Below are 22,478 nucleotides of genomic sequence, written 5' to 3'. Positions count from 1 at the left end.
CGACGCGCAAACGAGTGTGCAAACGCGATGGCGCATGACCGTATCCAGCAAACGGCGATAGCGCCGATGAAAAAAACCGGCCGCCATTACCAGGGTGCCGGTCAGCATGGGGAACGCCGTGGTGCGAAACACCCGCGTGGCCGCCACATGCAGTGTATCGCCCGCTTCCAGACGGGACACCATTGCCTCGACGGTGATCATGGCATCGTCCACCAGCAGCCCGAGCGCGATGATCAACGCGCCGAGAGAGATACGCTGCAGGCCGATGCCTGTCAGCGCCATTCCGGTAAAAGTCATGGCCAACACCAGCGCCCGTTTGCCGTTAACGCGAAATTCCGGCGCCGGGGGATCGTTTTGTTGCAGACTGATCATACCGATATCGGTCAGGGGTATGAAACGATCACCGATATTTCGTGTATCCCAACCGGTCCCGGGCGCTGCTCAGATCCGCCAGGCATTTTCCCCGGAAAACCGCCGCCTCATAGCGAAAGGGCATCACCGTCGTCTTGGGTTTGAGCCAGGCGATTTTCTCCTGTATGAGCATGGCGGGTGAAAACCGTTGTTTATTTAAACTTAACTGTCCGGCATCGGCCAGCGATAAGAGATGCAGGTCGTCTATCAAGCGGCTCAGGCTCTGAAGTTGATTCATCACCATGCCCATTTGTACGGTATCCGACGGGAATACGCCGTCCATCATCCCTTGCAGGCGCGCTGAACACGCAACTGGCCGTCGGCTGGCAGATTAACGATTGGCTGGTGCCGGAAATCCCGGCATGGCGGGCATAACCTGGCATTTTTGATTCACGGTTTTTCCGCCGCCGGCATCCGTATGCGGGGCTCAGGACGATGCCTGGACGGGCGAGACGCAACCGAAGGCGTCGTCCAGCAGCGGGTAATCCGCCGCATGGGGCAACTCGAAGTGCCACCATTCAGTGGCGATGCCGACAAATCCGCCGCCGGACATAATCCCGTTAAGCAATAACCGGTGACGCTGCGCCTCCCGCGCGACATCCGGATGATAAGGACGGGAACGCGCTTCCATCGCATCGAATCCGGTGCCCATATCCAGCGCCTGTCCGCCGGCGTCCGGCAGCAAAGTGAGATCGATGGCGATGCCGCGGCTGTGGTTTGAGCCCCGTGACGGCGGGACGACATAATCCGCATTCGGGCACGCCCGCCACAAATACTCCTGCGCTTTACTTGGCCGGTAAGCATCCAGCACCAGCAGGGTAAAACCCGCTAACGCCGCTATTTTTACACTTTCCCCCAGCGCGGCCGCCGCGTCTGGATGCAACAGCGCGCGGGCCGCGCCGTAAATCGGATACCCCGTAATATTATCCGCGGTCGCGTATTTCAGATCGATTTGCAATTGAGGAAATTTCGCTTCAATATCAACCAATTCTGTTACTTTTATCATTCTTGTCCTCTGCCGGCGCCGGTTCAACAGTCTCCCGTTACGCCACTATGCTACGCTTGATAGTCGCCGCGCCTTTGCCTGTTTCTCCCTCAGGCCCGCCGCGCCGCGTCCGTTATTCTGATACCGCCAGCGTCATCAACCGGCGGGGAAACTGTGTCAGACGTTCCCAACCGGCGTCGGTGATACGCACTGTTTCACTGAACGCCAGGCTTTGCGCCGAAATATACATGTGAAACACCATGTCCTTCTCCAGCAACCAGTCCGCCTTGGGATGAAAACTGCAGGAGAAGTCGCTGGGCCGCGGCGTGCGGCCATAAAGCCCCAACGCGTAGCCGGTCACATTGGCGTAATCCGCCCGCAATCCTTGCTGGATCAGCGCCTGACGCGCTATCGCGTCGACATCGCGCGCCCGGGCGCCCGGTTTCATCGCGGCGAATTGCCGGTCTTGCGCGGCAATCAGTTGCTGCGCCAGCGCCTGGCGCGGCGGGTCAATCTCGCCGACGATAAACGGCCGCATCAGCCGCGCGCTGTAATACTTAACCTTTGGCGTCAGCTCAACGTGCAGGACGACGTTTTCCCGTAATCGTTGTTCATGGCTGCTGGCATGGAGAAAGCCGTTATCGCCGCTGGCGATGACAATCGGACCGGTTTCGCCGGTATCGGCCCCTTGACGCAAAAAACTGCCCGCCGCCAGCGCCGCGACATCGCGTACCCGCCAGCCTTCGCGGGCTTCCGAGGCAATGTGCTGTAAGGTGGTGTCCGCTATGGCCGCCGCCCGGCGCAACAGTGTTAATTCATCGGGAAATTTGACGCCGCGCAGACGGTCGCTGATACCGGTTAAATCCCGCCAGTCCAGTTGCGGCAAGTGCCGTGAAATCTGCCGCCAGCTATGTACCGTCATGCCATAGGAGGAGAAATCCGCCCCCAGCCTCGCCTGCTGATAGCCGCGGCGTTTCAGGCTTTGGGCCACGCGGCGCCAAGGATCGTCGTCATCCCGGTAGCTTACGACGATCAGTTCAGGGGACTGCGCCCGGCAGGGCGCCTCATCCAACTGGCGCAACACCATCCACGGCGCTCCGCACAGGGGAACCAGACAGGCGCGATATAAGGTCTCCGACACGGTATAGCCGGTAAGCCAGGCCAGCAATTCGGCATGGTCGATAAGCATCACATCAACGGACGCCTGCCGCATCGTCGCGCGCAGTCTCTCCAGCGCTTCCGCTCGCATTATGCCCCCTCAACCGGCTGGCAGATTTCCAGGATTGCCAGCAGATAGATACGGATCATATCGAGAAACTCACTGATTTCCACGCGCTCATCGGGCATGGTGTTGTATTTGCCGCCAGGTCCGCACACGATGCCTTCCATCCCGGCATGCTGATAAAAGTGCGCGGCGTCAGTGCCGAAAAAGCCGGGCGGCAAAATAACGCCGGTGGGTTGCCGGCCGCCGCGTACTCGATGCCAGCCGCGGTTCACCGCTTTAACGATGGGGGATTCCGCCGATACCTCGAAGGGCAGCATGGTGGGCCGGTCGCCCGTCCCTTCGTGATACAACTCGGCTTTCAGGCCGGGAAAGCGCGCGCACAGCGTGTCAAGCAGGCCCTGAAGATCGGCCAGCACGCTTTCGATGGTTTGCCCCGGCGCGAAACGGGCCGAGCCTTTCAGCCGCACGAAGTCCGCCACCTGCGGCGGGCGCCACTCTTCCAGATCACGACCCAGCGCGCCGTGTACCGTACCGACATGGCCCCGGTTGATTTTGCGGTGTTCATCGCTCTTCGCGCCGCTGAAGGTCATTCGGTTGATTTGTGGAATCAGTTCTACCGCCGCGGCGATGGCATCCACCGCCTCTTCGCGTTTCGACAGATGGCGCGTATCGCCGGTCAGTTCGATGGTAAACACCAGCGAACCCGCATGCATGGTCAATGCCTGCAAATCCGTCGGCTCCGCGTTAATGAAGTAGTCGGCGCGCACGCCCTGCTCAATGGCCGCCATGGTGCCGATGCCGCCTTGCAACTCACCCACCACATAGGTCAGGATCACGTCGCCCTTGAGCTTAACGCCGGCGTCGATCAACGTTTTCAAGGCGCAGAAATAGGCCGCGTCCCCCGCTTTCATGTTGGAGACGCCGATACCGTAGATAAAACGCTCGTCGATTTTCCCCGCCCAGGGATCCACCGTCCAGCCCTCAGTGACGGGATTGGTGTCCAGATGCCCGTTAAACAGCAAACTGTGGCCGCCGCCGCCGCCGCGTAACCGGCCAATGGCGTTTAACCTGTCGTCCGGTACTTTTTGCAATGTCGTTTCCATTCCCAGCGCCGCCATCTGCGCCGCCATATACTTCGCCAGTTCGCGTTCGCCATCGGTCGCGCTGTAGCTTTTGTGTTGCACCATTTTTGCCAGGAAGCGAAGGCAATAATCACTATCAATCCGGTGGATCAGTTCTTGAGGGTTCATGCGTTTCTCGTCATGCAACAGATTGGGATACGTCGGGAACATGCACCGCGTTTAGCAGCACATGGGTATACGGATGCCGCGCCTGCTCCGCCATCTGATCGCCGGGCAAGACGTCCACCACATCGCCGCGATACATCACGGCGACGCGATGGGCTATCTGGCGGATCAGATTCAGGTCGTGGGTGATAAACAGGTACGCGGTGCCATAGCGGCGGCGCAGCGCCAGCAGCAGGTCCACAATGGCGGCCTGCACCGAAACATCCAGCGCGGCGGTAATTTCGTCGCACACAACCAGGTCCGGCGGGTTCGCAAAGGCGCGGGCAATCGCCACCCGCTGTTTCTGCCCTCCGGATAACGCGTGCGGATAACGATCGGCAAACGCCGCCGGCAGCCGCACCTCCTCCAGCAAACGCGCCACCGCCTGTTCTTCCCTCTCGCCCGGGGGCAGGCCGTAGAGCCGCAACGGACGCGAAAGGATTTCCCTGACCGTCATGCGGGGATTAAGCGAAGCGTCGGGATGCTGAAAAATCATCTGTACCCGGCGGCGATACTCTTTGTCCATCTGCGCCCGCCCGTATATCCCGTAGCCGCAGAAATCCATCTCGCCGCTAAACGGCACCAATCCGCTGATGGCCTTTGCCAGCGACGATTTTCCCGATCCGGATTCTCCCACCACCCCGAGGATCTCGCTTTGATGAATGGTCAGCGAAACCGCATTGGCGGCCAGCGTGGTATTTGCCTCGCGCTTGAGCAGTCGGTCGAGAAAGCCGTGGCGGCCATAATGAATCGAAAGCCGATGCAGGCTCAGCAGCGGCTGGCCGCCGGGCGCATCCTGCAACAGGCGGCGGCCGGGATTTGGCATCGCTTCAATCAGTTTGCGGGTATAGGCCTGCGCCGGCGCGGCAAACAGACTGCGCGTTTGAGCTTCTTCGACAATCCTTCCAGCCTCCAGCACGCACACCCGATCGGCGACTTTCGCCACCAGCGCCAGATCGTGCGAGATATACAGCGATGCCACACCGGTTTCTTCGCGTAATCGCTCGTAAAGCGCAAGGATTTGCGCCGCGCTAATCACGTCCAGCGCCGTGGTGGGCTCATCGAATATCAGGCAATCAGGCCGGCAGGCGAACGCCGTGGCAATCAGGATGCGCTGCTTCTCGCCGCCGGAGACCTGATGCGGATAGCGCTTCATCATCTGCGCCGGCCGCTTTAACTCCACATCCCGCAGTATCGATTCCGCTAATTCCCGCGCTTCGCGCGCCGACAGGCCGCGATGGCGGCGCAACACTTCCGTGACCTGCTCACCCAGCGTCAGCGTCGGGTTGAGCGATGCGCTGGGATCTTGAAAGATCATGCCGAGCTTCGTTCCGCGCAATGCGGATAGCCGCGGCGCGGGGAGACTCAGCAGGCTGTCGCCGTTTAGCCGGATATCGCCGCCGCGTTCACGGGCGTTATCCGCCAGCCAGCGCATAATGGCCCAACCCAGCGTCGTTTTACCCGAGCCGGACTCGCCAACCAGCCCCAGCACTTCGCCGGGCCGGACCTGAAAGTGAATATGGCGCAGCGCCGGCAACAGGTTTCCACCTGGTAGAACATAATCGAGACTGTAATCTTCCACCGACAGCACCGGCGCATTGTCAACCGTCATCTGAAACTCCTCGGATTAAGGACATCGCGCAAACCATCGCCCAGCAAATTAAAGCCCATCGCCACCAGCGCGATTGCCAGCCCCGGACTTAACATCATCCAGGGCGCGTTGAAGAAATAAGCGCGGGCTTCGGAGACCATTAGTCCCCATTCCGGCTGCGGCGGCTGCGCCCCCAGGCCGAGAAAGCTCAGCGTGGCGAACAGCATGATGGCGAACGCCACGCGGATCGTCGCCTCCACAATGATCGGCGCGACAATATTGGGCAGCATTTCACGCAGGATGATGTAATACCCCGCTTCTCCCCGCGCGATGGCGGCATTGATATAGTCTTGCTGACGGGCGGCCAGCGCCACGCTGCGCGCAATTCGCACCATTCCGGGGATAAAGGCGATGGTGATTGCCAATACCGCATTCAGGCTGCTTTGTCCCAACGTGCTAACGATCAGTAACGCGAACAGCAGGCTGGGAATCGCCATGACGGCATCCATGGTGCGCATGGCGAATTCATCAAATTTGCCGCCGAGATAGGCGCTGGCGGTGCCAAGCACCGAACCTATCAGCATCGCCATGGCCGTCGCCAGCAGCGATAGCAGAATCGTGGCGCGCGCGCCGACCATCACTCGGCTGAAAATGTCGCGCCCCATCTGATCGGTGCCAAACCAGTGCGCCGCGCCAGGGGGTTTATAGCGGGCGAGAATCGAAATCGCCTCCGGGTCGAACGGCGCAAAATGCGCCCCGCCGATCACCATGATCAGCGCGACCAGCAATATAAGCACGCCGGCGGCCCCCTGCGGCGAACGCGCCAGCCGTTGCAAAATATCAGGCATAGGAAATTCGCTTATCAAGAATGACGTAGGCTAAATCAGCCAGGAAGTTCACGAACGCATAGGTCGCCGCGAGAATCATCACGCCGGCCTGGATGGTGGGCAGATCGCGCGCCTGTACCGCGACGATCAGCGCGCGGCCGATACCGGGAATGGAGAAAATCTCTTCCACCACCACAATACCGCCCAACAGATAGCCGACATCCAGCGCGACAATGGTGATGGTCGGCAGCAGCCCGTTACGCAAGGCGTGCCGCCAAAGGATGCGCTGGCGTGATAACCCTTTAAGCCAGGCGGCGCGGATATAATCGGTCTGCAAGACATCGACCATCTCTGAACGCACCATGCGCGAAACGTGCGCCACCAGAATCAGCGCCACGGTCATGGAAGGCAGGATCAGGTGCCGAACGCCGCTGACGAAATTCTCCGTCAGCGGCACATAGCCGGTGGCCGGCAGAATTTGCCAGACATCGGCGAACAACAGCAATACCAGCGTGGCGGTAACGAACTCGGGAAAGGAAATTCCCACATATGAGACCATGCTCACCAGCACGTCGGCGGTTTTTCCGCGCCGCACCGCCGCCCATATTCCCAGCGGGACGGCGATAACCAGCATCAGCAACAGCGCGCAGCCGGCCAGCAGCAGCGAGCGGGATAGCGCGGTGAACAGCGTGGGTCCCACCGCCAGCCCGTTACGCATCGAGACGCCGAAATCCCCCCGTAGCGCCAGCGTTAGCCAGTGCCAGTATTGCAGCCAGGCAGGGGCATCAAGCCCCAGTCTGGCGCGCACCGCCGCCAGCGCCGCCGGGGTGGCGTTTTGCCCCAGCAGGGTCACGGCGGCATCGGCGGGCAGTAATTGCGTCATGCCAAACACCAGCAGCGATACCACCAACAAGGTGTAGATCATCAGCATCATGCGTTTAAGCAAATAACTTGCGGTCACAGTGACTCCTTAAACCGCGCGCTTCGGCGCTTTGTCCGTTAACCAGACGTGATCGAGGCGGAATACCGCACCGCGCGGGTTTAGAGAGTAACCGGCCACATAGTCGCGAGCCGCGCCCAGCAGATCGAAAAACGTCGGGATCACCGAAGGCACCTCATCGTACATCAACTGTTGCGCTTTAGCGTAAAGCGCGCTGCGTTTTGCGCTATCGGCGGTGGCGCGCGCCGCGCTGACCGCTTTGTCGAACTCGGCGTTATCCCAGCGCGTTTCGTTCCAGGCGGCGTCAGAGGTGTAAAGCAGGGAGAACACCGCATCAGGGGTCGGTTGCATATTGTAAAAACCGACGTAGAAATTGCCTTTTTTCCACACCTGATCGAGATAGGTGCTTTGCGCCATCGTCTGCACGTCAATACGGAAGCCTGCCGGTTTTGCCATCTCACGCAGTGCGATACCCAACTGCGTGCGGGTTGAAGGCTTATCCGAGGCGATAAGCTTCAAATCCAGCCCGTCAGGATAGCCCGCCGCCGCCAGCAATGCTTTGGCCTTGCTGTAGTCCACGGCTTTTTTCGTCAGTTGCGCGTAAAAGGGATACGCGGCGTTAATGGGCGTATCGTTACCCGCCGAACCCAGGCCATCGGCGACGAAATCCACCGTCGCCGGGCGATCGACGCACAGCGCCAGCGCCTGGCGAACACGTGGGTCGCTAAAGGGTTTCTGATCGCAACCCATGTTGACATTGAGGAACTGACCGGAAGCCACACGCAACGGCCGCACGCCGGATGACGCCGACAGACGGGCGAACTCGCTGGACTGTGCCGACATCATCAAGTCGACGTCGCCGGAAATCAGCGCCGAACTTTCGGCAATGCCATCAGGGTAGACCATCACTTCCACCCCATCCAGATAAGGGCGCGCCGGATCGTAATAGTGCGGATTGCGTTTTACGGCGACTTTTCGCGTGGGATCGTAGCTCACAAGCGTAAACGGCCCCGCGCCGATCGCCTGGCTGTTCAGCTTATCCAGTTGTCCATGGGCGATGCCGGCCGGAATGATCTTGGCGTTCGGATAGGTCAGCATTACCGGTAAGTCGGCATAAGGCGAGTCAGTTTCAATGATCACGGTGCCGGCGTCTTTGGCGCTGACGCGCTTTATCGGTCCGATATTGTGTAAGGCGGGCGATGTATTTTTCGGGTCCAGAATGGCCCGTAAGCTGGCGACCACATCCGCCGAGGTCAGCGGCGAGCCATCGCTGAATTTGAGGTTCGGACGCAACATAAAAGTCCACTGTTGCAAATCCGCGCTGGCCTGCCAGGACTGCGCCAAATCCCCTTCAGCTTTCATCGCCGGCGTCAGACGCGTCAGCCCGCTATAGAGCAGTTCCGCCACCAGGTATTCCGGGTTAACCCGGACCTGGTGCGGATTTAGCACGTTAACGGCCTGATCAACGGTAATGCGCAGCACGCCGCCTTTACGCGGCGTACCGCCCGCGGTGGAACTGGATACCTGTGCGGCCTTTGCGGAAAGCGACCAAGGCAGCATGGCCGCGCCGGTCACAACGGTAGTGCCGGCGATAAACTGCCTGCGGTTTAACCCCTTCATAGCGCACATCGGGTCTTCCTCGTTGGTTTGTTAAACATCCTGGGATGAAAAATCACTGGCCAGGTAGGCCAAAATGGACTGAGCAAGCGCGACCAGGTCCGCCAGGGTCGTGTACTCATCAGCGGCATGAATGCGGTTATCCGGCCGCGCCAGACCGCCCAGTAAAATCTCCCGGATCCCCGCCTGCTGAACCCAACCCATGTCCGAGCTGGTGGACGAACCCCATGGGGAAAAATCTTCCGCCTTAAAGCCAAAACCCTGGCACAGCGCCGCTTGCCAGCGCGGCCAATGCGGCCCCACCGGATCGGAAACCGGCGTGAGATGGCCAATCAGTTGCAATTCCACCTTGAGCGCCGCGCTGTCGCGCATCGCTGTTTCCACGCACTGCGCCAGTTCCTGCCAGGCCGTGTCAAATGCCTCTTCCGGCGCATAGCGCCGGTTTACCAGCAGTTCAAAACGCTCGGGTATCGTCGAGCCCTTGCCGCCGCCGTGGGCAGCGGCAAAAGTGAGCCTGGAAATCAGCGGCTTACCGGCAAAATGCGGCGGCGCCGGCATAGCGCTGACGCGCTGTTCGATGTCAAGCTTCAGACGGTATAACGCATTCATTAGCGGTAATGCCGTTTCAATGGCGTTGATGCCGCCGACCGGATCCCCGGTATGCGCCGAGCGGCCGGTCACGACGATTTTCAAATCGATACTGCCGAAACATCCGGCCCAGATACGCGGCGCCGCTCCACCGTTAAAGCTCAACATATGGCCTTGAAACAGCCGGCGCTCGGCAAGGTAGCGGATACCCGGGTAAAGGCCGCCCTCTTCATCGGTACAGAATAAAAAGACAGGGTTGAAACGCATCGGCAACGCATGCCGCTTCGCGGCGCGAACAGCAGCCAGCGCGGCGACGATGGTGCCTTTCATATCGGCCGCGCCGCGTCCGAATAATTTCCCTTCGGCCTGCGTCAGCGCCAGCGCGGGGAAACGCCAGCCATCGCCGGCGGGTACGGTGTCGATATGAAAGTAGAGGTTACAGTTTTCCTGCGCGCCCGCGTCCAGCGTTGCCAGCAAGTTCACCCGTTCCCCCTGCGCGCCGCCGTCCGGGGTCCGCCATAATTGTTCCGGCACATTGACGCGCTGGAAGTGAAAATTCAGCGGGGTAAGCAGTTCTGTCATCAAATCGGCAAACTGCCGGTAACCCGCGCCGGGAGGGAAGCACGTGTCCACAGCCAGCATGCGCTGTAAATCGGCCAGCATGTGCGCATTGTCGGCGGTAATCGTATCCAATGCGCCTTGGAGCAGAGAATTGTCACTCATGAGTTGCTCATTTTTTGTATTTATATATAGTTTATAGATAATGCAATTTAGGCACGCCAGTCAATGGGTATCCGGAAACATGCAAAAAAGATATGACGGAAATATCACGCCCAGTTTTGGTCGTCTGAGTGAGAGTGAAGGCGCGCCGCTGTATGAGGTGGTGAAGCGGCATATTAGCGAATCGATCATGCAGGGCGTTTTGTCACCGGGCACCGTGCTGCCCAGCGAAAACAGTCTCTCCGCGGAATTTGGCGTGTCCGTGGGGACGGTTCGCAAGGCGCTGTCGGCGTTGACCACGGAAGGCATGCTGATGCGGCGACGTAAAACCGGCACAATAGTGACGGGGTGGGCGCCGCTCCATAACCTGAGCCATTTTTTTCAATACTTCAGATTGCATGACAAAGAGGGCGGGCTGCTTCGTTCTGACACCGAATTACTGGATTACCAGCGCAACGCGGCCGGCAAAAAAGAAGCCGAACAACTCGCCATTGCCGAGGGCGACGAGGTCTATCGCCTCAAGCGCTTGCGCCGCGTGAAGGGGCTTGTCGCCATGCATGAAACGCTGGTGTTGCCGGCGGCGTGCCTGCCCGACTTTCCGAGCGCGCAAACATTGCCCCCTTTGCTGTACCGTTTCCTGTTTGAACGTTACGATCGACGGGTGGCGGCGGTGCGTGAACAGATCACCGCCTGCCTTGCCAATGAAGAGGATGCGCAACTGCTCGGACTCACGCTGCCCCATGCGATTATGGTGATAGACGAGGTGTCCTTCGATCAAAGCGCGGTTCCGGTCATACTGGCGCACCACCGCTTCAGCACCGAACATTTTATGTATGTGAACGAAATACGCTGACGCCGTCGATTCGCAAAACCCCTCGCCCGATCACGCCTTGGCCCCGTCCAGACGCCGAAGCAGGCATTGGACGCGACGGAAAAGCCCCTTAGGCCGGCTTGATGCACAAACCACGCCATACCCTTAAAGCCGGGGTTGGCTACCCCATTAACTGTGTCGTCCATAAGCTTTTATCGCCGCGGGACTGGCGAAACCGTAGTCAGGATCAGGGTTGCGCACCGGCAGCAATTTCTTCATGCGTTCCACCACTTCGGGATGGTTCTCCGCGACATTGACTATTTCCTGAGGATCGTTTTTCAGATCAAACAGGACAATAGGCCGTTCGGCGCCTTTCGGTACACTGCCATGCCCTTTACGCCGCGCGGGATCAAATCCCTCAATCAATTTATAACGATGATCGCGAACCATGCGCCAATTATATAAACCCGATAAGACATAATCCCTGTGCGTGTCGGTTTTGCCTTCTAGCAAGGGCCGGAATGACTGTGCCGTCATCCCCTCCATCGGCTTAGCGCCGGCATAATCGAGAAAAGTCGCGCCGACATCAATGAGATTCACCAGCGCATCGCTTCGGCGATTTTGAATACCGGGCCCGGCAACAACAAGTGGAACGCCGACTGAGGCTTCATAGGGGACATTTTTGCCCCATCGATCGTGATCACCCAGCATTTCGCCATGATCGCTGGAAAATACGACTATGGTATTGTCTAACTCACCACGTTTACGCAATTCGTCAAGGTAAACGCCCAGCCAGCGATCGATATTTTCCACCATGGCGGTATAATTCTGACGAATGGCCTCATGTTGTGGCGGTGAAAGTTCGGTGGAATGATTGGGGGCCGGGAAATTGCGCCCGCGAACGGTTTTTTCCATCCGACTGGTAATATCTTCCGGATCATGCGGACCGGCAAAGTTAACCACCAAGTGCCAAGATTGGTCTTTCGGGAAACGGCGCATCATGTCAAGACCCGTTCGGCCGATCCAGTTGTCTTCATAATCTTCGTCTTCCAGGGGCGTAGGATAAGTCTTGGAATAGGAATCGGGCCCAAACGCATGGCCACCGCCCCGTGAAGCAATATCTTCAGCATGGATATCGGCGACGCCACGCTTAACCATATAAACCATATAGGGCTCGAAAGGCGTTTTGAATTTATCCCATTCGAATACCGCGTCGCCTTTGCCAGCGCAATTCACCATATCGGAAAAACCCCATTCCGCCATATGATTGCGGCCATCCAATCCGTTATCGAAAGCAGGTTTGCTTAAGTCCAGTTTTCCGCAAGCGCCAACGTAATAGCCGGCATCACGCAATTTCTCATAATATGTTGCTTGCGAAATGGGATACACAGTGAAATTGTCGCCGACGCCGCTTTGGTCATAGTGGCGACCGGACGCCAGGCAGGCGCGGGACGGTCCGCATACCGGCGCGGCGACCAATGCCTGACGAAAACGCGTCCCGCGCGCAACGAGCGAATCAATATTCGGTGTTTTGATGGGCAAACCGGTATTGCCGCCCAGCCAGTCATACCGGTGTTGATCAGGGAAAATAAATAAAAAATTGGGCCGTTTACCCGAGGCTGCCGTTTGTGATCCTGCCATTGAAGGCAGGGTCATCAACGCCGAGGCCGCAACCGGCGTCAAGATAGCCGCACGAAGAAAATTGCGGCGAGATATTTCATTATCATTATACATGAACGTACTCCTCATTCTCTATCGGCAATAGACAATAGCAAGGTTTCGTTGGTATCAATCGAGCCGAAATAATAGGGTTCATATCGTGATTGTAAATTAACTCGCCAAAGCCATCCTCAAGAGAATTGTGAACGAAAGAATCTCAAGGGAATTTTACTCTCCGAGTTTTTTACCCGACGACTTTAAGGTCTTTCATCGGGGCCAGTCATTCCAAATTTTAATTTTACGACTTGACTCAGGATTAATTCCCACTTTAGCCATGGTCGCTATTGCCATTCACACTCTTTTGATGAGCCGGTATATAATCACCCTATTTCAAATTGCCTCGTGGTTGAGAACGCTCTCAATATCATTGTCGCGTTTGATGTATTTTCCCATAAAAAAAACCTAAATCCATGAATTCAGCGTATATAAAGAATGCATAGATTTAGGTTTTGCCTGAAAGCTCAGTAACAACCCTAATTTGGCGTACTCTTATGAGCAATCTCATCATGAATTCAAGATATAATGCTCTTTTACGCTTGTTTTGTGACTATTATCACAATAGTAGTGGGGCTGCTAGCGGCCCAACGCACTCTACAATCAATGGCTAACGAGGGACGCCAACGCTAAGGCGGCTTGCAATAGCCTAAACAGACATCGGCCGGCCTCGGCGCCGGCCCGTCGTTAAGCCTGACGATTTTCTCCTGGTTTATCCTGCGCCAGCGGGCGACGCATTCCGGCCAGCGCTCCGGCGCCTCGGTGAGCGTGTAGAGCCGCGCGCGGGCATCTTCGCCGCGCTTGGTATCATGGGTCGATGTGCCCGAGAGCGCATCGGGCTGCCGCTCGAGCCGCATTTTCATCTGTCGATGGAAGTGCTCAAGGGAAAAGGCGCGCGGTATCGGTTCGGCGCCCACTTCATTTAAGGCCAAATCCATGTTCTGGCGAAAAAACAGGGTGTTTTCCACTGATTTCGCCATCAGCGGAGGCGTTTTGCGGCAGCGTTTTCCCCGTCAGTTTTCAGGCCAGGCGAACAGGGCATCGCCAGGCAGATCGGGAAAAAGGTGCCGATATGCATCTCGTAAACGACGGTCTCTTCCCATGGGCGCCCTTGCCAATGGGTGTTGCGCCAAACATAGCGGCCAGGATCGACAACCAGGGACGGCCCTTCATAAGCGCTTATGAAGAATCATAGCCGATAATGCGGGATTAGCCGCGACGTTGTTTTCCTGTTCGCCCAGGTATTCCGGGTAGCGATGCCATGCTGAGGGATCATGACGGGGTGTCCGTTAAGGCAGTAAAAGGCACACTGGCCTTAACCAACGTCTCCAGCATTTCATTCTCAGGATCGGAATGGGCGACTATCGCCCCGCCGATACCGAATTCCGCCACGCCCTCCTTGATGACCGCGGTACGAATAACGATGCTCAGATCCGCATAACCATCCAACCCAATCCATCCAATCGCGCCCGCGTATATTCCACGGGCCGAATCCTCCAGCCGGTCGATAATTTCCATCGCGCGGATTTTGGGCGCGCCGGTCATTGATCCGCCGGGGAAGCAAGCCTGGATGGCGTGAAACAGAGAGGTGCCGGCAAGCAACCGCCCTTCCACCGTGGAAACCAGTTGATGCACTGAAGAATAGCTCTCAATGGCAAAGGCCGACGGCACTTTTACCGAGCCGGCGACGCAAATACTGTTCAGATCATGTCTGACGAGATCGACAATCATCAGATTCTCGGCGCGATCTTTGGCCGAGCTGGCCAGTTCCTGTTTCAATGCCGCGTCTTGCTCCCTATTTGTCCCGCGCGGCCGTGTGCCTTTGATGGGCTTCGAGGAGACACGCCCTTCCCTGTCGATTTTAAGAAATGTCTCGGGGGACGAGCTCAAAATCGCAAAGGTACCGTTATTGAAAAATGCGCCATAGGGAACGGGGCTTATCCGGCGCATTTTCAAATATGCCGCCATCGGCTCCTGGGAAAAGCCAAGCCGGGCCCTGTTGGTCAGGCAGATTTCATAGGCCTCGCCATTGATGATTTCTTGCAGGCAATTTTCTATCTTGTCGATGTATTCATCGTGGGAATCGTCCAAATCGAGCGCCTGCGCCGGAACGGCGCCAGGTATGAATTCCGCTCCTGCCGCCGGACGCCGGGATCGGCCGTCGGCGCTGGCCGGCTCAAGAGGTTTTCCCCATGCGTTGCACAGCCAGGAGGTTTGCTCTTGATGGTCGAAAACGATGTAGTTTTGGGGAAGATAAAGTAAGGCGTCCGGATAATGCGATTGGTGACGGGTAGCGCCGCCTTTTAGCGTTCTCAATTCATAACCGAGATAGCCCACCGCGCCCCCTTGGAAGGGAAACGGCAGCGGTTGTGCGATTTCCAGGGAAATTGCGCTGAAAATGCGATCTAATAGCTCGAATAAATCGCCGGTCAGTTGCGCTGTGCCATTGGGGCCTGTCACCGTCAGCCGTCGGGTAGCGACCTGATAGCTGAATATCAGCGCGCCATCGGGACCGCCATTGCCCATCACAGAGTACCGCGCGTGGGTTCCACTGGACAGTTCGCTGTCCAGCCAGAAGGAATGAGAGCATGTCGAAAACCGCTCGGCAAAGGTTTCCTCCGGGCCTTGGCCATTCCCTGAAGGGACGGCCGTGACCCGCATGCATGTGGGCCCGCCCACCTTTGCCATCACGGACTGCATTTCCGGATACAAAGACGTCCGCGCTTGCTTCGCCGAGGCGATATCAAGGAAATTCGCCAGTATCTGGTGGCCGTATTCCGAGTCTATGGACTCAGGATGAAACTGTACGCCATAAACAGGCAACTCACGGTGCGCCAACGCCATGACTAATCCGTCGTCGGTCCATGCGGTGATTTCCAGGCAATCCGGAACCTCGCCGCAAATCAATGAATGATAGCGAACGACGGCAAAGTTATCGGGAATGCCGGCAAATATCCCTTGCCCGGTGTGTTTCACGTTGGAGCGATAGCCGTGAACAGGTTGGGGAGCGCGGAGAACCCGCCCTCCGTAAAAATGGTTGATGCCTTGATGGCCAAGGCAAATGCCAAGTATGGGCGTTGCCCGTTGGGCGAGGATAAGCCGGCAAATGCCAAAGTCGTCGTCATTTGCCGGCGTCCCCGGCCCTGGCGATAAAATTATCGCGTCGTAGCGCGTGATATTGACATGCGCAATCGGGGTATTGTTGGGGATGATTTCCGGCCGGCAACCGCATATTTCATAAATGCACTGAGCAATATTATTTGTGAAGGAATCAAAATTATCGATGATCAATACTTTCATGGCCACAACCTTCTTAGCGTATATGCTCGTCATACTTCACGTTGCCCCTTGGTTGGCCGCGCTCGCTTACCCCAGCCATGCCATTCGACGCAGTTAGCCCGTACCCGCCCGTTTTCCCGCTATCCGGTTGTTGATAGTTTTCGTTTACCCCGGAGATGCTGATGATGGCATTTTCGATACGACACGCTTCGTTAATAATATGATTATAAAGCGTATTAATAAATTCCAGGTTAAGCCCCGACACCATTGCGAGTTCGGCGGTCCGTCGTTTAACCTCTGAAAGACGACCAGGCTGCATGACCGGGAGATCATTGTCTGATTTGAACCGTGCTATTTCCCGACATATATCGAGTCTTTTTGCCAGAAGTTCCACCAACTTACGATCGATTACATCAATTTCTTTTCTAAAATTTTCCATATCACTCCCTTGATGACTATCAATTGATAATAAAAAACCCACAAAGTATGAGTATGCCAGTAATAAACGCTGATATACTCGTCATATTTAGAGTATATAAAATGAAAGCGGCGACACTAACCCGAGATGCCACGGGACGATGTAAAAGCCCACGTCATGCCCCGTCCGCCATCCTTAATATAACCTCTTTTCGATTGACCGTTGTCCACGCATAGACTATGCTCGCGCGGTTCCCACACGTGTTGCCGTGATATAAATGTAAATAGAGTAAAATCTATTTTGAATTGTTTGTATTATATATGCGACAATATCAACGATACCTCACATTGCCACCGATTTTCGATACCTTTTTAAATTTTTGTATATGGCCGACATGTTGACCGCGATGGTGAAGGCGCGGCATTCGCGCCGGAAACCCCCATCCGACAGATTCCTATTCTGCATCCAACCGGTCCTTCATTAATTGGCTACATCAAACGAATATTTCATAATATGAAATAATTGTCACCCCAGTGTTTTGTCGTGGGGAAACCCCTCCAACTGCTAACTTTTCAGAGTTATTTCCGGTATGATAGCGTCAAGGCGCAAATACAGGGAATATTCCCGATTACATTATCTTCTTTTTTTCATATTATGAAATTACAGCAAACCGATGTAGGCGAGACCGATAACCGAATGAAACGGATGAAGCGACTGACCCTATGGATCATGGCATTGACTGCTGGACTGGTGGTGGCGAATAATTATTACAATCAGCCGTTGTTGGGGGATCTGGCGGCAAGTTTCGGAGTGAGAGAACAGCAGGCAAGTAATATCGCGGCGTTGACCCAATTGGGTTATGCGCTCGGCATGCTATTCCTGTTGCCGCTCGGCGATAAGGTGGAACGACGCAATCTTATTTCGATCATGCTGTTGCTGGCGGCCGGCGCGTTGCTCGCTTTTGCTGCGGCCGGCAACTTCCCCCAGCTACTGCTGTTTGGCTTTCTGATCGGTTTTTGCAGTATCGTGCCGCAGATTCTGCCGACTTTCGCGGCCAAAGTGGCTGGGCCGGACGGCGCCGGCGAAGCCATTGGCCTGGTGATGGGCGGATTGTTGCTTGGCATCCTGTTGTCGCGTTTCGTCGGCGGTGAGCTCGGGCACTGGTTCGGCTGGCGAACGGTTTACTTTCTGGCCGCCGCCATCATGCTGCTGTTATTGGCGACGTTACGCCTAACACTGCCCAAGGTGGCGCCGACATTCCAGGGCGGGTATGGGGAGTTGCTGGCAAGTTTGGCGGCGTTATTCCGTCGTCACACCGTGCTGCGTGTGACGGCCATCGGCGCCGCGCTGCAATTCGCCGCGTTCAGCCTGTTTTGGACTACACTTGCCTTCTATCTACTGAGTCTGGATCGCGGTTATACGGCGGCCACCGCCGGTTTGTTCGGTCTGGTGGGCGCCGGCGGCGCGCTGGCCGCGCCGGTGGCTGGGCGCTTGTCGCGGCGACTGTCTGCGCCGGGCCTGTTGCTTATTGGCGGTTCGCTGATGACGCTGTCTTTTATCAGTTACGCCATGGCGCACGGACAACTATTGGCGTTGATTCCCGGCGTGGTGCTAATGGATTTGGGGATGCAGATAAGCCATGTGATCAGTATGCATTGCAACTATCGGCTTGATCCGCAGGCGGTAAGTCGGCTAAATACGCTATATATGGTCACGCGCTTTTTTGGCGGCGCGCTGGGTACCTTTGCCGGCGGAATTGTCTGGCCGCTGGCCGGTTGGCTAGGCGTGTGTGTGCTAGGCGTGTTTTTTTGCCTGCTGGCGCTGGTATTGCAACAAAGATTACGCCGTCTGATAACGCCTAATGGCTAGCTTAAACAGGAATCGTATATGTCATTACCTGAGGGGTTTCCTCATAGGCACGCCGCCGCTCGCAAGCCGGAGGATATCTTTCCGCAATTGGCGCCGCTGCCGCCGGCGCAGGAACAACGCTCCTTCTCCGCCGACGACGGAAAAATGCCGATGTCCGTGCCCGAGATGCGGGTTAATGACCGGACGCTAATCCAGTCGGTCAACCGGGCGCTGGATATTCTCGAGACCCTGGCCGCACACCCGCAACCGCTGAAGCTGCAACAAATTGCCAGTGTGTGCGGGCTTAATAACGCCACTTGCCACCATTTGCTTAATACCCTGGTATTCAGGCGTTATGTCATGCGCCACGCCGATAACCGCAGTTATACATTGAGCGACGGGGTCATGGCACTGCTACGTTATGACCATCAGGGTACCTTTGATTTGGTCGGCCTGGTGTTGCCCGATTTGCGCAGTATGGCGACGGATCTGGATGAGACCATGGTTCTGGCGAGATTTACCGGCTCCAGCCTGGTGCTGGTTGCACAACAGGATAACGGCCATGTGTTGCGCGACCGCCCTAAATCGGCCGAAGATTGTATTGGCGCGGCGCACGCCACCGCTTTCGGCAAAGCGATGCTGGCCTGGTTACCGGAAGTCCAAATCGCGCGGGTAGTGGCCGACCAGGGACTGACGGCATTCACGCCGCGCACGCTAAATTCGCTGGCGGCGTTGGTGGACAGTTTACGGCAAATAAGGCGCCACGGTTTCGCGGTAGAAGACGAGGAATTTGCCGAGGGAATATGCGGCATTGCTTGCGCGTTGCGGGGAAAATCAGGCCGAGTGCTCGGCGCGCTCGGTTGCTGGCTGCCACGGGAGCGAGCATCCAGCCCGCGCTTGAAAACCATCGCGCAGCGCTTGACGCATATCGGACAAACTCTAACAGTCCACTTGCAGCAATATTGAGAAGCCTTGATCTTGCCTGGTAAGGGCCGACATGGCGTTAAGCGTTTTTTCTATTTTGCATCGTAACCGCCTATAGCAAATGCTGTCTTAATCAACCCAAACGGTCTCAAAGTTTACCGTCAATTGGCGCCAAGGTTGACCACATTCGTCCCATCAGAAAAAGCCACAAAAGAAGATGAGTGACAGAAGCATTAACGGGACCGTCAACAGGTATTTGATCATGCCATTCCTTTTTGAGAAACCGGAGTGTAGCGGTCTGCAAAAGACATTAACACAAGGCTTAAGCAATCTTTACTGTAATTTGTTCAATTGATTTATATACTCGTCATACTTCACGTTGCCTCTTCGTTGACGGCGCTCGTTCACCTCAAGCGCATCGTTGGCTATGCGTATGGGAACGATGAGCAACATCCTGTCTTTCACCGCAACCCCCGCCGTGGGTGGTTCATATTCGTTTCCGTGAAGATGTCGCCCACCGACCACCGCAATGCAGCTTGAATTATTTGGGTATCAACTGAATGGGGACGGGATTTAGTACATTTAACGAGCCATCTTACGATGAAGAAACGCGATAGAACACCCCGTTATGGGCTGGGATTGAAATGGTGGTTGGTGCTGATTATCATTATCGCTATTATAGCCTTCAATGTTTATGGGAGTATGCTATCGTAAACGGCGCAAGGTAGCCAAATGATGACACAATAGGAAAAGGGCCATCATAAGATGGCCAATTACATATTAGCGGTGCTTTAAGTTCACAATTCTTTTGGATTTGACTTGGCCGTATTAGCATATTTTCTTATTTCTTAGCATCAATTCTCTACATACGCTAAATACTTCGAGCTGCATCGCGGCGGCAAACGAGTAACACAGACGTCGGAACGGATATGAACCACCCACGGCGGGGGTTGCGATGAAAGACAGGATATCTCTCAAAATCCACAGATGCATAGATAACGCTGTGACTGGGGTGAACGAATGCGGCCAATAAAAACGCAACGTGAAGTATGACAAGTATAAAGGTTGTGTAAAACCCGCCGGCGGATAAATAAGGTAAGCTTAACCTATTGCCAGGTTTTCCTGATATCGCCGGAGTTGGCGGACAACAGGCTACGGCGGGAGGCCGCCGCGACACGGCCCGGCCACATCGCCGCCTTGAATTCAGGTTGTAAACCACAAGCCGAGAAAGCTGATCACGGCAAATATACCAATGAGTACCGCAACGTATTCTTTGAAAGAATATTGCAACATCCGATTCATCAATGTTTCCCCCTGGACTGAGCCGCTAGACTTTCTCATAACCAGATTAAGGAAACATTAATCTTCCTGGCGCCGGCACAAAAACGCATCCGGCGCCCAGGTCGCTAGGGCACAACGATCAGAGGCTCGATATCGCTTTCCTTTTTGATGACCAGCGAGTCATCGCCGCGCAAACAGGCGCCGCCGTAACTTCCTCCGACCGTGAATGTACAAACCTGGATATATTTACCGGCCACCTTCGGCAAGCACCAAAGCTGCTGATAGATATTTTTGCGATCGATGAACTTCCCGGAGGTCTGGTCCAGCACCTCGTCATGGCGGCTTATCAGATCAATATTGCTGCCGCAGCGTCCGGAAATCGGTTTGATGGCGTAACCGGATTTCGCCAGTTCGGCATTCACCTGGAAATCGGTATCCAGCAGGTAACGGTGATGGGGAAACAATGACCACAGCACAGGTAAGATTGCCTTGTTGCCGGGAATAACCGTCCAGAGCGGCTCGAAAATCATGACTTCCGGTCGCAACAGCACGTCTATCAGCCGCACTTCGTTGCGAGGATGTCCCGTGCGGATGGGGACGGCGGCGTACTCGGTTTCACTCACCTCCCGTACTTGCTCTATCACCGTCTCCCAGGCCCAGGTTTTCCAGACGCAATCAATAAGACGGCCCTCGCCGTCAATCAACCGACCGGCGGCATCCCAGCGCAATTCATCCAGTCCATGGACAATTTTCCCGGCGAAACCAGCCTTTTCCAGCGCCTGCAACATGAACCGCGCATGGTAATCTTCCTCCAGATCCCGGTCTTGCATGATATGCACAAAGGGGCGTACCAAGCTGTGCTTCCAGGCGCCGGCCAATTCATCCAACAGATTTTCGGCGGGATTATAGCCAGGGCCGACGCCGCCTTTTTTGGCCCACTGTTCCAGGATCCGGCCCCCTTCCGTATGGCAAGACGCTGAATCGGCGTTGTACTCGTAGACCTTGATGCCGCGTTCATCCATGCAAAAATCCATCCGGCCGGTGATCATATGATGCCGGCGCCGCTGCCAAGAGAGTCTCAGTCTTGGCCAGAGAATTTTGGGGATGTCGAACAGCGCCAGCAGGTTATCGTCTTTCAGCACCTGATCGGTGGCATGCAGATACATCAGATGCAGCTCATTGGTGGCTTTAATAAGCTCCTGCTCGGCGCACTCCGTCATGGTGAAATACAAGTAGGGATCCGCGCTAATGACGTGTCCGTTGGCCCGAACATAGGCCTTTTGCAACGGGTCCCGTTCATCCAGCCAGTGCCCGGCGAATTGCCCCTCGTCCGGCAGGCGTTCGCCGCGCAGGGCCAGCGCCGCCCCTGGCACCGACGGCTGCGGCAGGCTGTAACGCGTGTCGTCGGTCTGAACCATCCAGCCGAGAATAGCGGTATCGGCAAAGGTATCGTGAAGGGTATAACGGCCGTCTTCGACAGTCATCGTTAATTCCCGGGTCCACTGCTGCCCCGGCGGTAACGGTTTGTGAATGACATTTTGTTCGGCGATCCTGACTTTGTTGCCCAATAATTGGGTGATGACCGCCACATGACCGGTATGCCGGAATTCCCCGCCTTTTTGCCAGACCAACAGGGCGCCGGTGACCGGCGCAAGGGGCGAGCCGTTGGCGAACGCTTGCAACGGCAGCAGACTGTCATTGACCACCTGGCGCAAAAAGCGCAGCGAGAATATCTCGTAGGCCATGCCCACATCGGTGAACACAACGCCGTAATTGAGAAACAGAAAACGGCGCACGAATTCCACGCACTGCCATTTATGCCCCATGTACTCGTTATCGATATAACTGCGAAAAGCGGCCTCATCCGCATAATCCTGCGGATCCAGGCTACCGTAATTCGATGAATAAATCGCCACGCCGCCGGGGGCGTACCCCAATAGCGTACCGAACGGGGCATCGCTGCCCGTGGTGCCTTCGCTCATAATCCTCGCCTCAAACTGATGAAACCTGAACA

At 56.3% G+C, this 22,478-nt stretch carries 17 protein-coding genes and 1 pseudogene; 3 read left to right on the top strand and 15 right to left on the bottom strand.

What is annotated here, in order from left to right; genetic code table 11:
* Window positions 1–72: 72 nt before the first annotated feature.
* The 10 genes and pseudogenes from FCN80_RS17550 to FCN80_RS17505 form a co-directional block, all read right to left on the bottom strand.
* Window positions 73–309 (bottom strand): annotated as a pseudogene (locus FCN80_RS17550) (efflux RND transporter permease subunit); the annotation flags it as partial.
* 91 nt (window positions 310–400) lie between these two features.
* On the bottom strand, window positions 401–649 hold the full coding sequence (locus tag FCN80_RS17545) for a hypothetical protein (protein ID WP_230492747.1): 249 nt from the start codon (window positions 647–649) through the stop codon (window positions 401–403).
* A gap of 189 nt (window positions 650–838) precedes the next feature.
* Window positions 839–1,417 carry a D-alanyl-D-alanine dipeptidase gene (gene ddpX / locus FCN80_RS17540; protein ID WP_136991471.1) on the bottom strand — a complete coding sequence of 193 codons (579 nt, stop codon included), beginning with the start codon at window positions 1,415–1,417 and terminating at the stop codon, window positions 839–841.
* Window positions 1,418–1,529: 112 nt separating this feature from the next.
* Window positions 1,530–2,645: a M24 family metallopeptidase gene (locus FCN80_RS17535; RefSeq protein ID WP_136991470.1), complete on the bottom strand. Its 1,116-nt coding sequence runs from the start codon at window positions 2,643–2,645 to the stop codon at window positions 1,530–1,532.
* Window positions 2,645–3,871, bottom strand: coding sequence for a M20 family metallopeptidase (locus FCN80_RS17530; protein ID WP_136991469.1), 1,227 nt, complete (start codon window positions 3,869–3,871; stop codon window positions 2,645–2,647). The genes FCN80_RS17535 and FCN80_RS17530 overlap by 1 nt, the downstream gene beginning before the upstream one ends.
* A 10-nt stretch (window positions 3,872–3,881) precedes the next feature.
* The gene (gene nikE / locus FCN80_RS17525; RefSeq protein ID WP_136991468.1) at window positions 3,882–5,519 is read right to left on the bottom strand and encodes a nickel ABC transporter ATP-binding protein NikE; all 1,638 of its coding nucleotides are present in this window, start codon (window positions 5,517–5,519) and stop codon (window positions 3,882–3,884) included.
* Complete coding sequence (locus FCN80_RS17520) at window positions 5,516–6,346, bottom strand: ABC transporter permease (RefSeq protein WP_136991467.1); 831 nt, start codon at window positions 6,344–6,346, stop codon at window positions 5,516–5,518. The genes nikE and FCN80_RS17520 overlap by 4 nt, the downstream gene beginning before the upstream one ends.
* On the bottom strand, window positions 6,339–7,286 hold the full coding sequence (locus FCN80_RS17515; RefSeq protein WP_136991466.1) for an ABC transporter permease: 948 nt from the start codon (window positions 7,284–7,286) through the stop codon (window positions 6,339–6,341). Before FCN80_RS17515 ends, FCN80_RS17520 begins: the two co-directional genes overlap by 8 nt.
* A 9-nt stretch (window positions 7,287–7,295) precedes the next feature.
* Window positions 7,296–8,885 (bottom strand): ABC transporter substrate-binding protein, encoded by a 1,590-nt coding sequence (locus FCN80_RS17510; RefSeq protein WP_230492749.1) that lies wholly within the window; start codon window positions 8,883–8,885, stop codon window positions 7,296–7,298.
* Between the two features lie 30 nt (window positions 8,886–8,915).
* Window positions 8,916–10,193 carry a M20 family metallopeptidase gene (locus FCN80_RS17505; RefSeq protein WP_136991464.1) on the bottom strand — a complete coding sequence of 426 codons (1,278 nt, stop codon included), beginning with the start codon at window positions 10,191–10,193 and terminating at the stop codon, window positions 8,916–8,918.
* A 79-nt stretch (window positions 10,194–10,272) separates the two neighbouring features.
* Between FCN80_RS17505 and FCN80_RS17500 the strand changes: the two genes are divergently transcribed.
* Window positions 10,273–11,043, top strand: coding sequence for a GntR family transcriptional regulator (locus FCN80_RS17500; protein WP_136991463.1), 771 nt, complete (start codon window positions 10,273–10,275; stop codon window positions 11,041–11,043).
* 147 nt (window positions 11,044–11,190) lie between these two features.
* Here the strand turns inward: FCN80_RS17500 and FCN80_RS17495 are convergent, their stop codons facing one another.
* The 4 genes from FCN80_RS17495 to FCN80_RS17480 form a co-directional block, all read right to left on the bottom strand.
* The gene (locus FCN80_RS17495; RefSeq protein ID WP_170975438.1) at window positions 11,191–12,735 is read right to left on the bottom strand and encodes a sulfatase family protein; all 1,545 of its coding nucleotides are present in this window, start codon (window positions 12,733–12,735) and stop codon (window positions 11,191–11,193) included.
* Window positions 12,736–13,343: 608 nt separating this feature from the next.
* On the bottom strand, window positions 13,344–13,694 hold the full coding sequence (locus tag FCN80_RS17490; protein WP_230492746.1) for a hypothetical protein: 351 nt from the start codon (window positions 13,692–13,694) through the stop codon (window positions 13,344–13,346).
* Window positions 13,695–13,986: 292 nt separating this feature from the next.
* Window positions 13,987–16,014: an aminodeoxychorismate synthase component I gene (gene pabB, locus FCN80_RS17485; RefSeq protein WP_136991461.1), complete on the bottom strand. Its 2,028-nt coding sequence runs from the start codon at window positions 16,012–16,014 to the stop codon at window positions 13,987–13,989.
* A gap of 13 nt (window positions 16,015–16,027) precedes the next feature.
* The gene (locus FCN80_RS17480) at window positions 16,028–16,432 is read right to left on the bottom strand and encodes a chorismate mutase (protein WP_136991460.1); all 405 of its coding nucleotides are present in this window, start codon (window positions 16,430–16,432) and stop codon (window positions 16,028–16,030) included.
* A gap of 675 nt (window positions 16,433–17,107) precedes the next feature.
* On the opposite strand from FCN80_RS17480, the gene FCN80_RS17475 reads away from it, so the two are divergent.
* Complete coding sequence (locus FCN80_RS17475) at window positions 17,108–18,280, top strand: MFS transporter (RefSeq protein ID WP_170975437.1); 1,173 nt, start codon at window positions 17,108–17,110, stop codon at window positions 18,278–18,280.
* 18 nt (window positions 18,281–18,298) lie between these two features.
* Window positions 18,299–19,225 (top strand): IclR family transcriptional regulator, encoded by a 927-nt coding sequence (locus FCN80_RS17470; RefSeq protein ID WP_136991458.1) that lies wholly within the window; start codon window positions 18,299–18,301, stop codon window positions 19,223–19,225.
* Window positions 19,226–20,589: 1,364 nt separating this feature from the next.
* On the opposite strand, the gene gss is transcribed toward FCN80_RS17470, so the two are convergent.
* A complete protein-coding gene (gene gss, locus FCN80_RS17465; protein ID WP_136991457.1) occupies window positions 20,590–22,446 on the bottom strand; it encodes a bifunctional glutathionylspermidine amidase/synthase in 1,857 nt (618 codons plus the stop codon).
* Window positions 22,447–22,478 lie beyond the last annotated feature (32 nt).

This window comes from Martelella alba (genome assembly GCF_005217455.1).
Classification (GTDB): Bacteria; Pseudomonadota; Gammaproteobacteria; order Enterobacterales; family Enterobacteriaceae; genus Acerihabitans.
This window is presented reverse-complemented; position numbering and strand designations above follow the sequence as displayed.

Coding starts and splice junctions, on each gene's coding strand:
- FCN80_RS17545 (WP_230492747.1), bottom strand. CDS start 649: ATGAATCAACTTCAGAGCCTGAGCCGCTTGATAGACGACCTGCATCTC.
- ddpX (WP_136991471.1), bottom strand. CDS start 1,417: ATGATAAAAGTAACAGAATTGGTTGATATTGAAGCGAAATTTCCTCAA.
- FCN80_RS17535 (WP_136991470.1), bottom strand. CDS start 2,645: ATGCGAGCGGAAGCGCTGGAGAGACTGCGCGCGACGATGCGGCAGGCG.
- FCN80_RS17530 (WP_136991469.1), bottom strand. CDS start 3,871: ATGAACCCTCAAGAACTGATCCACCGGATTGATAGTGATTATTGCCTT.
- nikE (WP_136991468.1), bottom strand. CDS start 5,519: ATGACGGTTGACAATGCGCCGGTGCTGTCGGTGGAAGATTACAGTCTC.
- FCN80_RS17520 (WP_136991467.1), bottom strand. CDS start 6,346: ATGCCTGATATTTTGCAACGGCTGGCGCGTTCGCCGCAGGGGGCCGCC.
- FCN80_RS17510 (WP_230492749.1), bottom strand. CDS start 8,885: ATGAAGGGGTTAAACCGCAGGCAGTTTATCGCCGGCACTACCGTTGTG.
- FCN80_RS17505 (WP_136991464.1), bottom strand. CDS start 10,193: ATGAGTGACAATTCTCTGCTCCAAGGCGCATTGGATACGATTACCGCC.
- FCN80_RS17500 (WP_136991463.1), top strand. CDS start 10,273: ATGCAAAAAAGATATGACGGAAATATCACGCCCAGTTTTGGTCGTCTG.
- FCN80_RS17495 (WP_170975438.1), bottom strand. CDS start 12,735: ATGTATAATGATAATGAAATATCTCGCCGCAATTTTCTTCGTGCGGCT.
- FCN80_RS17490 (WP_230492746.1), bottom strand. CDS start 13,694: ATGGCGAAATCAGTGGAAAACACCCTGTTTTTTCGCCAGAACATGGAT.
- pabB (WP_136991461.1), bottom strand. CDS start 16,014: ATGAAAGTATTGATCATCGATAATTTTGATTCCTTCACAAATAATATT.
- FCN80_RS17480 (WP_136991460.1), bottom strand. CDS start 16,432: ATGGAAAATTTTAGAAAAGAAATTGATGTAATCGATCGTAAGTTGGTG.
- FCN80_RS17475 (WP_170975437.1), top strand. CDS start 17,108: ATGAAACGGATGAAGCGACTGACCCTATGGATCATGGCATTGACTGCT.
- FCN80_RS17470 (WP_136991458.1), top strand. CDS start 18,299: ATGTCATTACCTGAGGGGTTTCCTCATAGGCACGCCGCCGCTCGCAAG.
- gss (WP_136991457.1), bottom strand. CDS start 22,446: ATGAGCGAAGGCACCACGGGCAGCGATGCCCCGTTCGGTACGCTATTG.